Here is a 12,954-nt window from a genome sequence, read left to right on the forward strand (position 1 = left end):
CCGCGGGCGTCACCGGAGCCGCCATACGCGGATCCGCCTGCCCGCGCCCACAGTGACCTCACCGTGTACGGGAGGCAAGGCCATGGGCGACAAGGCGAACGCACACCCCGGAGCCGCCGGCAGGGCTACGGCGGCCGACCACCCCGCGTCCGTACGGAATGTGGTGCTGGTCGGCCACAGCGGATCGGGCAAGACAACTCTGGTGGAGGCTCTCGCGCTGACGGCGGGAGCGGTGAACAGGGCGGGCCGCGTGGAGGACGGCGGCACGATATCCGACTACGACGAGATCGAGCACCGGCAGCAGCGCTCGGTGCAGCTCTCCCTGGTCCCCATCGACTGGGACGGGTACAAGGTAAATGTTCTGGACACTCCCGGATACGCCGATTTCGTCGGCGAGCTGAGGGCCGGTCTGCGAGCGGCGGACGCGGCCCTTTTCGTCGTCTCGGCCTCCGACTGGGTGGACGGCTCGACGCGCATGGTGTGGGAGGAGTGCGCGGCGGTCGGCATGCCGCGGGCCATCGTGGTGACGCACCTGGAGTCGGCCCGGGCCGACTTCGACGACATGACACGGATCTGCGCGGAGGCCTTCGGCGCGGACGACCCCGACGCCGTACTGCCGCTGTACCTGCCGTTGCACGGGCCCCAGGGACCCGACGGACACACGGCGGTGACGGGACTGATCGGCCTGCTCTCGCAGCGGCTGTTCGACTACGCCTCCGGGGAGCGCAAGGAGTCCGAGCCCGGCCCCGAGCAGTTGCCGCTCATCGAGACGGCCCGCAACCGGCTGATCGAAGGGATCATCTCGGAGAGCGAGGACGAGACCCTCATGGACCGCTATCTCGGCGGCGAGGAGATCGATGTCAGCACACTCGTGCGGGACCTGGAGCGGGCCGTCGCGCGCGGGGTCTTCCACCCGGTGCTGGCCGCCGCGCCCGCCGCCGAGGGCGCCCGTCAGGGGCTGGGCACGGTGGAGCTGCTCGAACTGATCACGGGCGGCTTCCCGACCCCGCTGGAGCGCGAGGCCCCGGCGGTCACCACCCCGGACGGCCGGGCCCGCCTGGTCAAGGCCTGCGACCCGAACGGGCCGCTGGTCGCCGAGGTGGTGAAGACCGCCTCCGACCCGTACGTGGGCCGGGTCTCGTTGGTGCGGGTGTTCTCCGGGACGCTGCGCCCCGACGAGACGGTGCACGTCTCCGGGCACGGGCTGGCCGACCGCGGCCACGAGGCCCGTGCCCTCCACGAGGCGGACGAACGCATCGGCGCCCTCTCCGCTCCCTTCGGCAAACAGCAACGCGTCCTCACCCACGCGATCGCGGGCGATCTGGCCTGCGTGGCCAAGCTGAACCGGGCCGAGACCGGTGACACGCTCTCCGCCAAGGACGAACCGCTCCTCATGGAGCCGTGGGAGATGCCCGACCCGCTGCTGCCACTCGCCATCCAGGCGCACAGCAACGCCGACGAGGACAAGCTCTCGCAGGGCCTGGGCCGGCTCGTCGCCGAGGACCCGACGATGCGCCTGGAACAGAACCAGGACACCCACCAGCTCGTGCTCTGGTGCCTGGGCGAGGCCCACGCGGACGTCGCCCTGGAACGGCTGCGCAACCGGTACGGCGTCCAGGTCGATGTCATACCGCACAAGGTGTCCCTCCGGGAGACGTTCGCCGCCAGGTCGGCGGGACGCGGGCGCCATGTGAAGCAGTCGGGCGGACACGGGCAGTACGCGATCTGCGAGATCGAGGTGGAGCCGCTGCCCGGCGGCTCCGGCATCGAGTTCGTCGACAAGGTGGTGGGCGGGGCCGTGCCCCGACAGTTCATCCCATCCGTGGAGAAGGGCGTGCGCGCCCAGGCCGCCAGGGGTGTGACCGCGGGCTACCCCCTCATCGACGTGCGGATCACGCTGCTCGACGGCAAGGCGCACTCCGTGGACTCGTCGGACGCGGCGTTCCAGACCGCCGGCGGACTGGCGCTGCGGGAGGCCGCGGCCGACGCGCGGATCCACCTCCTGGAGCCGGTCGCCGAAGTGACCGTCCTGGTGGGCGACGCGTACGTGGGACCCGTGATGAGTGACCTGTCGGGCCGGCGCGGACGGGTGGTCGGCACCGAGCAGGCGGCCGGCGGCCGAACCCTCGTACGGGCCGAGGTGCCCGAGATCGAGATCGGGCGGTACGCGGTCGATCTGCGCTCCGTCTCGCACGGCACCGCACGTTTCAACCGGACCTACGCCCGACACGAGCCGATGCCACCGCAGTTGACCGACAGGATTCGCGAACAGGCGCAGGGCAATCCCTGATTGACGCCCCCTTCGGACCGGCGGACGGCTGTGGCCGTCCGCCGACGATTGTCGGTCCCTGCCGATACTCTGGGAAACTGATCAAGACGATGACCTGATCAACAGGTGTGCGGGGCACCGAAGTCGGGAAGAGCCGCAGCAGCGGGGCACGGCGATGGGGGGCGGCAATGGCGGACGACGGATTCGATTTCAGGCCCGGGGCACAGGTTCCGCTCTCGGGTTCCGCGGGACAGACGGCGGCGACGTTCGCGCTGGCCTCCGCGGCCTACCGGGACAGTCCCGTCGAAGTGATCCTCGACGCCAACAGTGAGTGGCACAAGTCGAGTGTCTCGCCGGGCCGCAAATGGGCGTCGATCTTCAAGCCGAATCTGGGCGAGGCGTTCTCCCGAGCCGTGCAGGTACGGATGCTGGGCGGCGGCCGCAGCCCGCTCATCCAGTCCTTCGGTACGGAACCGCAGGTGGTCGTGGAGCACTGCCTGGCGGCGAACCGCATCCGCAAGGAGCGGGACAGCTGGCTGACGGCCGTGATGGTGCTGACCGGCCTGATCTTCCTGCCGGGTCTGCTCGTCTGGCTGCTGGTCTTCCAGATCCGCAGGTCGGTCGCCAAGGCCGAGGACAAGCGGGCCGGCGCCCTCGCCACCACGATCCTGGTCGGGGTGGGCGCCCTGGCGGTCCTCTTCCTGGTGAAGATGCCGTTCACCGGCTTCTGGGCCTGGTACGCGCGTGGGGCGATCGTCGCACCCGTCCTCGGCTGGGTCTGGGCGAAGCAGATCTGCGAGCGCACCGCGCATGATCTTCGGGATCGCTGGAGCAGCCTGCTGGCGGGCGGCGGCATCGGCGCCAAGATCCCCGAGGCGGTGCCCGGCAGCCCCGGCGAGACGGCGGCCGAGACGCTGCGCCAGGGCCTGGCCCGGCTCAGCGCCGAGCAGCAGTCCAACGCGGTCTTCTACGCGGGCCCCAAGGGAATACTGGGTATGGGCACGCGCTGGGGCAGCTGGCAGCTCGCCGAGGACCTGGTGTCGGCCGATCCCACCAAGGAGATCCATCCGTTCCGCAGCTGGGACGTCATCCGGTCGATCCACGACCAGCTGCGCATGCTGGAGCGCGGTCCGCTCAACACCGGCGGTTTCCCGGCCCCCTTGATAAAGCACTGGGTGGTCACGCCGATCAACGAGAACGCCGGCTCGGTCTCCCGCCCGGGCGGCACCGATGTGGACGCGTACCAGGTCAAGGCGCACAAAATACAGGAGATCTGCAACAAGCAGCAGTTCGGCAGCGGCGACCGCCACTACCTCGGGGTCCAGTGGACGCTCTGGGACGGCCAGCTGATCATCACCATGCTGATCACCGTGACCGTGCTGCACGAGACGCTGCGTATCGAGGTCACGGGGCATGCTCTCGGGCCCGTGCACTCGCTCTTCACCAGCGGGCCCGCCGCCAAGACGAAGACCGTCGCGAAGACCGTCAGGTTCTGGGAGACCAAGACACAGAAGCTGCCGCTGATCGACGCCGACGAGGTCGTACGGCTCGCGGTGCGCGCCCCGTTCACCTGGTATCCGCCGATCCTGGACTGGCTCGGCGGCAAGCTGACCCTGCCCGAGCCCTTCGGCCTGCGCCACGCGTGGGCTGCCAAGCCCTGGCGGCACCGCTTCATGGCCGACGACGCCCTGCGCGCCGCGACGCCCGTGCTGCGCGTGGTGCACGCGGCCGCGATCCGCGTGCTGAACGACAACGGCGTGGACACCGAGAAGTTCGGCAGCCGCTCGTCGTCCCTCAGCACGGCCGTCCAGGATGTCTCCCCCAGGAAGGCGGACCTGTACGACGCGTAGACGTCCACGCCGCGCGGACACACCGCCGCGCGGCGGACACTCCATGGGCTCAGGCCGAGGGCCAGGCCTCCGCGAGCATCTTCCGCGTGTCCGCGAGGAGTTGCGGCAGCACCCTGGTGTGCCCGACCACCGGCATGAAGTTCGTGTCGCCGCCCCATCGGGGCACGAGATGCTGGTGGAGGTGGGCGGCGATACCGGCCCCCGCGACCGAGCCCTGGTTCATACCGATGTTGAAGCCGTGCGCGCCGGAGGCGGTCCGCAGCGCGGTCATCGCCTGCTTGGTCAGCTCACCGAGCTCGGCGGTCTCCGTGACGGTCAGATCGGTGTAGTCCGCGACATGCCGGTAGGGCACGACCATCAGGTGGCCGCCGTTGTACGGGTACAGGTTGAGCACCGCGTAGACCTGCTCGCCGCGCTTGATGACGAGGCCGTCCTCGTCGGATTTCGCCGGAATCGAGCAGAAGGGGCAGCCGTCGTCGGCCCCGGGGCCGGTGGGCTTGTTCTCACCCTGGATGTACGCCATCCGGTGGGGCGTCCACAGGCGCTGGAACGCGTCCTGTGTGCCGACTCCGATCTGCTGCTCCGGCTCACTCGTCATGTGATGCAGCATATGGCTTCGCCCGCTCGCGGCATGTCGCCGGGTCGAGCCAAGGGATGACGGTCCCCGGGGAGCAAAAGGCCCCCGGGGAGCTGAGCTTCCCGGGGGCCTTCAGGCGCATCAGATCTGCGACCGCTCCTCGACGACCTTCGCGATCTTCGCGATGGCCTCGTCGAGCGGGATGCCGTTCTCCTGGGAGCCGTCGCGGTAGCGGAAGGAGACGGCGCCGGCCGCCATGTCCTCGTCGCCCGCGATGACCATGAAGGGCACCTTCTGCTTCTGCGCGTTGCGGATCTTCTTCTGCATACGGTCGGAGGACGAGTCGACCTCGACCCGCAGCCCCTTCTTCTTCGCCTCGGCGGCGAACTTGTGCAGATAGTCGATGTGCGCGTCGCCGATCGGGATGCCGACCGCCTGGACGGGCGCGAGCCACGCCGGGAACGCACCCGCGTAGTGCTCGAGCAGGACCGCGAAGAAACGCTCGATCGAGCCGAACAGCGCACGGTGGATCATGACCGGCCGCTGCTTGGAGCCGTCGGGGCTGGTGTACTCCAGGTCGAACCGCTCCGGCAGGTTGAAGTCGAGCTGCACGGTCGACATCTGCCAGGTCCGGCCGATCGCGTCCTTGGTCTGGACGGAGATCTTCGGGCCGTAGAAGGCGGCGCCGCCCGGGTCCGGGACGAGCGGGAGGCCCTGCTTCTCGGCCACCTGCCGCAGCGTCTCGGTGGCCTCCTCCCACACCTCGTCCGAGCCGACGAACTTCTCCGGGTCCTTGGTGGACAGCTCCAGGTAGAAGTCGGTCAGACCGTAGTCCCGCAGCAGGCCGAGGACGAAGGTGAGCGTCTTGTCGAGCTCCTCCGCCATCTGCTCCTTGGTGCAGTAGATGTGCGCGTCGTCCTGCGTGAACCCGCGGGCCCGGGTCAGGCCGTGCACGACGCCCGACTTCTCGTACCGGTACACGGTTCCGAACTCGAAGAGCCGCAGCGGCAGTTCACGGTAGGACCGGCCGCGCGCGTCGAAGATCAGGTTGTGCATCGGGCAGTTCATGGGCTTGAGGTAGTAGTCCACGCCCTCGTCGAGCTGCATGGGCGGGTACATGCCGTCGGCGTACCAGTCCAGGTGGCCCGAGGTCTCGAAGAGCTTCCCCTTGGTGGCATGCGGGGTGTAGACGAACTCGTAGCCCTCCTCCTCGTGCCGGCGGCGCGAGTAGTCCTCCATGACCCGGCGGACGACGCCGCCCTTGGGGTGGAAGACGGCCAGGCCGGAGCCGATCTGCTCCGGGATGGAGAACAGGTCCAGCTCGCTGCCCAGCTTGCGGTGGTCGCGCTTCTCGGCCTCGGCGAGGAAGTCGAGGTGCGCCTTCAGCTCGTCCTTGGTCGGCCAGGCGGTGCCGTAGATGCGCTGGAGCATCGGGTTCTTCTCGCTGCCCCGCCAGTACGCGGCGGCGTTGCGCATCAGCTTGAACGCCGGGATGTTACGGGTGGTGGGCAGGTGGGGACCACGGCAGAGGTCCTTCCAGCACAGGTCGCCGGTCTTGGCGTCGAGGTTGTCGTAGATGGTCAGCTCGCCGCCGCCCACCTCGACGTCCGCGCCGTCGTCCGAGGAGGCGGAACCCTTGATGCCGATGAGCTCCAGCTTGTACGGCTCCGACGCCAGCTCCTCGCGGGCGGCCTCGTCGGTGACCACGCGGCGGGAGAACCGCTGGCCGCGCTTCTGGATCTCCTGCATCTTCTTCTCGACGGCCTTGAGGTCCTCGGGCGTGAACGGCCTCGCCACGTCGAAGTCGTAGTAGAAGCCGTCCTTGACCGGCGGGCCGATGCCCAGCTTGGCCTCGGGGAACAGCTCCTGCACGGCCTGTGCCATCACGTGCGCGGTGGAGTGGCGCAGGATGTCGAGGCCGTCCGCGGAGGAGATCTCCACGGCCTCCACGGTCTCGCCGTCCTGCACCTCGTACGCGAGGTCCTTCAGCTCACCGGCCACCCGGGCCGCGATGATGGTGCGCTCACCGGTGAAGAGCTCGGCCGCCGTAGTGCCCGTCGTCACCACGCGCTCTTCCCGCTCGGAATCGCGTTGGATGACCACACGGACGTCTGACACCGGACTCTCCTGACTGAGGGGGTAACGCGAGCAGCATGGCGCTGCCATGCTGCTCGCGATACTACCGAGCCCTGGGCACCCCTCGCGAAACAGTCGTCCTCAGTCCCCGCCGCACGCCTCCTCGACGAAGGCCGCGATCTCGGCGGTCTCCTGCAGCGACTTCATCAGCCGGTCCCGCTCCGCCTCGTCGACCTGTACGGGTGTCACCCCGGCCGCCCCGGTCAGCCGCCGGAATCCGCCGCGGCTCTCCAGGCGCCCGTGCACCCGCACCGGCAGCCCGACCAGATGGGCGTGCCCCGCGATCCGGTAGGCCTCCTCGTCGAGGGTCATCCGGATGTGCGGCACCTCGGCTCCCGCGATGACCCTCAGCCGTACGCTTCCCTCGCCGCGTGGCCCGGACCTGCGCATCCGCACCACGGTTCCGGTGACGCGCACGGGCACGGGCGGCTCCTCGCGCAGATAGCGGGCTCCCGCCGCACGCAGCGCGGGCAGATCTCCGGGCGAGAACTCGACGGGTTCCGCAAGCGCCGCGCACCCTTCGGGAATCCCGGCGGCGGGCGCCCACTCGACGGCGATCCTGGCCCCTTCCGTACCCCTGACCAGCGCCACGAGCGCCTCGGTGAGTTCATGGCTCACTCCCGCCTCGACCGCACCGTCGAAAGCGTCCATGCCACCGGTGGCGCGCTGGTAGTCGATCGCTTCCCGGGCCGCGTACAACGCGTGGTGGAACCGGACAGCGAGCGGTCGGCCGGTGGCGACCGGCACGAAGGCGGTGAGCTGACGGCCGCCGGGAGCGGCTCCGACGAGCACGTTCTCCAGGGCCGCGGCGGCGGGCCTGCGGTGCCGGGCGCCGTAGTAGCCCGCACGCGCGCGTGCGGCGAGGGCGCCCGCGAGCAGCATCTGCCGCGCCGCCGTGCGCAACTGCTCCTCGACGGTCCACGGCGAGACGCCGACAGGGCCCGTCGGCACATCGCGCCACCAGCGGATCTCGTCGCTGGGCACGGCGAGTCCGACCAGCACGTCACGGGCGGAGGGCGACCCGCTGCGGAACAGCGCGACGAGGGCCTCCCCGAGGAGGTCCTCACTGTCGGGGAAGGCCCGGCTCTCCGGCACGAGCAGGCTGGTGCCGGAGCCGCCGGGCCCGGGTGGGGTCCAGCGGCCGTACCGTCCGGGCGCTCCGCCGCGGCGCTGCCAGCCGTGCCGGTGAAGGAGCGCGCCGAGGACGGCCGGGTCCACCTGCTCGGGCCGGGGAGGCTGTTCCCACAGGCCCGGCGGCTCGACGGGGTGAGGCCTGACGGAGCGTAGGGGCTCGTCGATGGGGCGGTGCGTCACGGTCTGCCTCCCGTACCGACCCGCGTCATGATCTCGCAGAGCGCCCGGTCGTCGAAGACGCGGGAGGTCGGTATCCGCACGGTGGTCCTGCGCCGGCCGGTGATCCGGTGTCCGGCGAGGTTGATCCAGTAGCAGCAGTGGCGCAGGTCGAGGCGGTCGTGGCCGGCACGCAGCCAGTCGTCCTGTGACCTGGGCACGAGCATCACGACCAGTATTTTGTGCACCGAGACCGGGGTCCGGGCCAGCTTCTCCAGGTGGGCGTTGTCGAGCGTGAAGGAGAAGGCGGAGCCCGGCGGGTTCGGCGGGATCTGGTACGTGCACTTGAGCTGCACCTTGATGGTGACTTCGTCGTCGACCGTGTGCCCGGGGGCGCTGTGGCTGACGTGCCAGTCGATGCCGTTGTCCGGAAAGGGCTGGGACAGGGAGCAGCCCGAGGCGGCCGCCACCGCGTGCAGATAACCGACCTGCAGTGTCTCCATGCATGCCGTGGTGGCCAGTGAGCCGCGATGCGGTGCCGTCCGCCGGGGCAGCAGCCCGCCCTGCTCGGGCTGCGCGAGCGCCATGTCCAACAGCCTTCCGAATCCGGTGAATTCCTGCGACGAGTCGCTGAACTGCAAAGACTCGTACCTCTGTTGTCTCCTTTCGGCGTACAGCGCAAACAGCCCGGGTATCACAAAAAGGGCAGGGGACGGCGCGTCAACTGCCGAACGTGAACGAGGAGGCGTGTGCGTATGACGTGCTGGTACGAAGGACCCCTGACCGCGTTCGACACCGAGACGACCGGTGTCGACGTGGAGAACGACCGGATCGTGTCGGCCGCCGTAGTCGTCCAGGACGCTCCCGGCAGCCGCCCGCGAGTGCGCCGCTGGCTGGTGAATCCGGGAGTCCCGGTGCCCCAGGAAGCCACCGGGATCCACGGTCTGACGGATGAGCACCTGCGGTGCAACGGCCGCTGGCCGTCGCCGGTGATGGACGAGATAGTCAGGGAACTGGCCGAACAGAGCGCGGCGGGACGGCCGCTCGTGGTGATGAACGCGCCCTTCGATCTGACGCTCCTGGACCGGGAGCTGCGCAGGCACCGGGCATCGTCGCTGGACCGCTGGTTCGAGTCCGTGCCCCTGCGCGTCCTCGATCCGCGGGTCCTCGACAAACACCTGGACCGCTACCGCAAGGGCCGCCGTACGCTCACGGACCTGTGCGCGCACTACGAAGTGGAGCTGCAGGAGGCCCATGACGCGGCGGCCGACGCACTGGCGTCCCTGGAGGTCGTACGGGCGGTCGGGCGTCGTTTCGCGCTCCGCCTGGAGCGGCTCTCGCCGGCCGAACTGCACACGCTGCAGACCGCCTGGCACGCCGCGCAGGCCCGCGGCCTCCAGGCGTGGTTCGCCCGCAGCGGTGTGGAGGAGGCGGTCGATCCGTCCTGGCCCATGCGGCCCGAACTCCGGGCGGCGGCGGCCTGAGGACAAGGCCACGGAGCCATGGGGTCACGGGCGATACAAAAAGCCGGTCCGTCTGTGACGGACCGGCCTTTCCCGGTGGGCGATACTGGGTTCGAACCAGTGACCTCTTCGGTGTGAACGAAGCGCTCTCCCACTGAGCTAATCGCCCGGGAACGCACCGAACAATACAGGCCCCCGTGCGTTTCCTTCAAACCGCTTCACGGCCCCCGCTTCCCGCTTCCCGGTTCCCGGTTTCGCGAAGGTGGCCGGCCAGCCCCCGCCGTCCCGCCCGCATCATCAGCGCGTGGTTGGCGCGGAAGACGAGCCGTCCCGGTACGGCGAGCCGCCGCAGCAGGGGCTTGGTCACCTGGACCTCCTGGTCGTAGCGGGCGCGTGTGCCCGGTCCTTCGGGGGCGAGGGTCCACCGCGCCCAGCCGTCGACGTCACCCGTCATCGTGATCTCCAGGATTCCGGCGGCCCGGTCGCGGCGCACTTCCCGGGCGGTGAACACCAGGTCGTACGGCAGCACCGAGCGGATACGGACGACGCCGCTGAGCTCGTCGACGGGTGTCACCTCGCGCACCTGCGGCCACCAACGCGGATAACGTTCGGCGTCGGCCAGCGCGCCGTAGACGTCGTCGAGCGGGGCGGCAAGGCTCCACAGGCTGCGGAAGCGGTAGTGCGTCCAGTCCATGCGCTTCATGGTCCGAGTCTGCCCGCCCGCGGCAAGAAGCCCCCCTGCCTCACGGACAGCCCACGGACGGCCCATGAATCCAAGGATGACCCACGGATGCCCCACGGAGGATCTGAGTACGTCCTGAGTACGTTCGCTCATGTCCTGCGGCGTGACCAGGACCACACTCCGGGACATGACGAACATTCCGCCACCGGCTGAGGAGTTGCGGATCCTCGACCACGAGCTGCTGCAACTGGACGCCCGTAAGGCCCAGTTGCTGGCCCGCAGGGCCTGGCTGCTCGATGTGCTTCGGTCGGCCGGGTCCCAGGCGACCCCGGCCCAGGTCCCTGTCATCTGGCCCGCCCACACGCCCCGCCCCCGACGGGAGGAGGCCTCGGCCCCCGGTGTGCAGAACGTGCTGCTCGTACTGGGCGGCGTCCTGCTGACCGTCGCGGCGATCGCGTTCACACTGGTGAGCTGGGGGGACATGGGCATCGCCGGGCGGGCGGCGGTCCTCGGCGCGGTCACGGTGGCCGCGCTCGCCGCGCCCGTGCCGCTGCTGAAGCGCGGGCTCCGCTCGACGGCGGAGTCGGTGGCGGGTCTCGGTCTCGCACTGACGGTGCTCGACGCCTACGCCCTGCACGAGGCCGCCCTCTCCGGGGTGGACGGCACCGGCTACGCGGCGGCGGCATCCGCCCTCCTGGCCGCGCTGTGGACGGCGTACGGACGCGTCCTCGGTGACCTGCGCCCACCGCTCCCGGCGGCCATGGCGGCCGCTCAACTCCCGCTGCTGCTCTGGGTGCTCGCGGCCGACGCGGGCGACTACACGATCACAGCAGCGATGCTGGCGACGGCCTCGTTCGACACGGCCGTCGCGCTCTCGGTGTCCGTGCGGTCCGTACGGGTCGTGGCCGCAGTCGGCGCGTACGGGGCGGGCGCCTGGGGCGCCCTGTCGGCCGGTCTCCTCTCGTGGGGGGCCACCGGTCCGAGCGCCGCCACCCGTGCGGCGGCGCTCCTCGCCCTCGCCGCGGCGATCGCGCTGGGGGCGGCATGGCGTGCCCCCGCCGCGCGGGCCGCGCTCTCTCTGGCGTCGGCCGGCGGTCTGATCGCCGTCGCCGCGGCGGGTGGCGCGCTGCACTCGGTACTGCCCGACGTGTGGACGGTCCCGGCCTGCCTGGCCTGCGCGATCGCGCTGCCTGCCGTACGGGGCGCCTGGCTGCCCGGGACCGTACGCAGTGGTCTGGGGTGGGCCTCCGTGACGGTGCAGGCCCTCGCCGTGGCGTGGACCCTGCCCCTGCTCGGCCTGGTGCTTCTCGGCCCGGCCGGCTGGGCGGGGCGGGTGTGGTCCGGTGCGCCGTCGGACGCCCGTGACGCGGTGACGGTCTCCGCGCCCTGGCCACCCGGCATGGAGACGGCCGCGCTGGTACTGGCCGCGGTCGCGGTCGTCCTGGCCCTGGCGTTGCGAGGCGGCCCGCACCGGTCCCGCGCCCTGGGCGGGGCACTGGCCCTGGCCTGGGCCACCGCCCTCGTCCTGCCCGCCACGTTGGAACTCCCCTACCCGGCCACCTTGTCGGCGCTGGGAGTGACCACGGTGGCGGCGCTGGCAGCGGCGGCGTACACGAGTCCGACGAACGACCGGCCCTCGCCACTCCCCTCCCCTACCGCAGGTCGGCTGTCGCCCCTGGCCACGACCGCGCTCTGTCTGGCCCTGCTCGGCTCACTCCACCTCGTCGCCCTCTCCCTCGCCGCCGAGGCCGCCACACTCGCCGTCCTCGGGAGCCTGACGGTCCTGTTCGCGACGGCCGCCGCCCGGCGTGGGCAGGAGAGGTTCCGGGCCGTCTGCGCTGCCGCCTCCCTGGCGTACGCCACCGCGCTCGCCTGTGCCACCGGCGCGTCTCTCGACTGGCAGCCGCATCACATCGGGCTGCTCGTCCTGGTGGTGCCCGCCGCGGCCGCGGTGCTGGCGCCCCGGCTCGGTGACGCCACGCTGAAGGCGTCCGTCGAGATCACGGGAGCCGTCGCGGGGCCGGCGGCGATCGTCCTCGCACTCGGCGAACCGCCCACGCTCGCCCTCGTCCTGTCCCTGTGCGGCGTGATCGCCGCGGGCACGGCCGTACGCCCGGACCGCAGGCGGGTCGGCCATGCCGCGGCCGTACTGTTCGTGCTGGCCGCCTGGGTCCGGCTGGGCGCCTGGGAGGTCGGCTCCCCGGAGGCGTACACGCTGCCGGTGACCGTGCCCGCGCTGCTCGTCGGGTACCTCCGCCGGAGCCGTGACGCGCAGGCCTCGTCCTGGATCGCGTACGGGCCCGGCCTGTCGGTGACGCTCGTGCCGAGTCTCCTGGCGGTGTGGGGTGACGCGGACTGGCCGCGCCCCCTGCTGCTGGGCGCCGCGGCGCTCGCCGTCACCCTCGTCGGCGTCCGGCACCGCCTCCGGGCACCGCTCGTCCTCGGTGGCGGCACGCTCGTCCTGGTCGCGCTGCACGAACTCGCCCCGTACATCGCCCAGGCCATGGGCGCGGTACCGCGCTGGGCGCCTCCCGCACTCGCCGGTCTGCTGCTGCTCGCGCTGGGCGCCACGTACGAACAACGCCTGCGAGACGCCCGCCGCGTCCGAGAGATTCTGGAAAAGATGCGCTGACGGGGCGCCCGTCGGGGGCAGCCCCGTCAGGGGCGGGGAGTGACCGCACGGCCGG

Annotated in this window: 9 protein-coding genes and 1 tRNA gene; 4 read left to right on the forward strand and 6 right to left on the reverse strand. The window is 71.0% G+C overall.

The window, feature by feature from the left end; genetic code table 11:
* Positions 1 to 82 precede the first annotated feature (82 nt).
* Positions 83 to 2,290 carry an elongation factor G-like protein EF-G2 gene (locus AB0D14_RS28095; protein WP_362784339.1) on the forward strand — a complete coding sequence of 736 codons (2,208 nt, stop codon included), beginning with the start codon at positions 83 to 85 and terminating at the stop codon, positions 2,288 to 2,290.
* A 167-nt stretch (positions 2,291 to 2,457) separates the two neighbouring features.
* Entirely contained in the window at positions 2,458 to 4,119 is a 1,662-nt protein-coding gene (locus tag AB0D14_RS28100; protein WP_362784340.1) for a hypothetical protein, read from the forward strand.
* A 49-nt stretch (positions 4,120 to 4,168) separates the two neighbouring features.
* On the opposite strand, the gene AB0D14_RS28105 is transcribed toward AB0D14_RS28100, so the two are convergent.
* From AB0D14_RS28105 to AB0D14_RS28120, 4 genes are all read right to left on the reverse strand, one after another.
* On the reverse strand, positions 4,169 to 4,729 hold the full coding sequence (locus tag AB0D14_RS28105; RefSeq protein WP_362784343.1) for an HIT domain-containing protein: 561 nt from the start codon (positions 4,727 to 4,729) through the stop codon (positions 4,169 to 4,171).
* Between the two features lie 108 nt (positions 4,730 to 4,837).
* Positions 4,838 to 6,814, reverse strand: coding sequence for a threonine--tRNA ligase (gene thrS, locus AB0D14_RS28110; protein WP_362784346.1), 1,977 nt, complete (start codon positions 6,812 to 6,814; stop codon positions 4,838 to 4,840).
* A 99-nt stretch (positions 6,815 to 6,913) separates the two neighbouring features.
* Positions 6,914 to 8,146 carry a hypothetical protein gene (locus AB0D14_RS28115; RefSeq protein ID WP_362784348.1) on the reverse strand — a complete coding sequence of 411 codons (1,233 nt, stop codon included), beginning with the start codon at positions 8,144 to 8,146 and terminating at the stop codon, positions 6,914 to 6,916.
* On the reverse strand, positions 8,143 to 8,709 hold the full coding sequence (locus tag AB0D14_RS28120) for a DUF4365 domain-containing protein (protein ID WP_362784350.1): 567 nt from the start codon (positions 8,707 to 8,709) through the stop codon (positions 8,143 to 8,145). The genes AB0D14_RS28115 and AB0D14_RS28120 overlap by 4 nt, the downstream gene beginning before the upstream one ends.
* 168 nt (positions 8,710 to 8,877) lie before the next feature.
* On the opposite strand from AB0D14_RS28120, the gene AB0D14_RS28125 reads away from it, so the two are divergent.
* Positions 8,878 to 9,606, forward strand: coding sequence for a 3'-5' exonuclease (locus tag AB0D14_RS28125; RefSeq protein WP_362784352.1), 729 nt, complete (start codon positions 8,878 to 8,880; stop codon positions 9,604 to 9,606).
* Positions 9,607 to 9,682: 76 nt separating this feature from the next.
* Here the strand turns inward: AB0D14_RS28125 and AB0D14_RS28130 are convergent.
* Both AB0D14_RS28130 and AB0D14_RS28135 read right to left on the reverse strand, forming a co-directional pair.
* Positions 9,683 to 9,754: transfer RNA gene (locus AB0D14_RS28130), tRNA-Val, on the reverse strand.
* A 39-nt stretch (positions 9,755 to 9,793) separates the two neighbouring features.
* Positions 9,794 to 10,279: an SRPBCC family protein gene (locus AB0D14_RS28135; RefSeq protein ID WP_362784504.1), complete on the reverse strand. Its 486-nt coding sequence runs from the start codon at positions 10,277 to 10,279 to the stop codon at positions 9,794 to 9,796.
* Between the two features lie 175 nt (positions 10,280 to 10,454).
* Here AB0D14_RS28135 and AB0D14_RS28140 point away from each other — a divergent pair, with 175 nt between their 5' ends.
* Positions 10,455 to 12,899: a hypothetical protein gene (locus AB0D14_RS28140; RefSeq protein WP_362784354.1), complete on the forward strand. Its 2,445-nt coding sequence runs from the start codon at positions 10,455 to 10,457 to the stop codon at positions 12,897 to 12,899.
* The last annotated feature ends 55 nt before the right edge of the window (positions 12,900 to 12,954 follow it).

The sequence above is a fragment of the Streptomyces sp. NPDC048484 genome (assembly GCF_040651415.1).
In the GTDB taxonomy this organism is placed as follows: domain Bacteria; phylum Actinomycetota; class Actinomycetes; order Streptomycetales; family Streptomycetaceae; genus Streptomyces.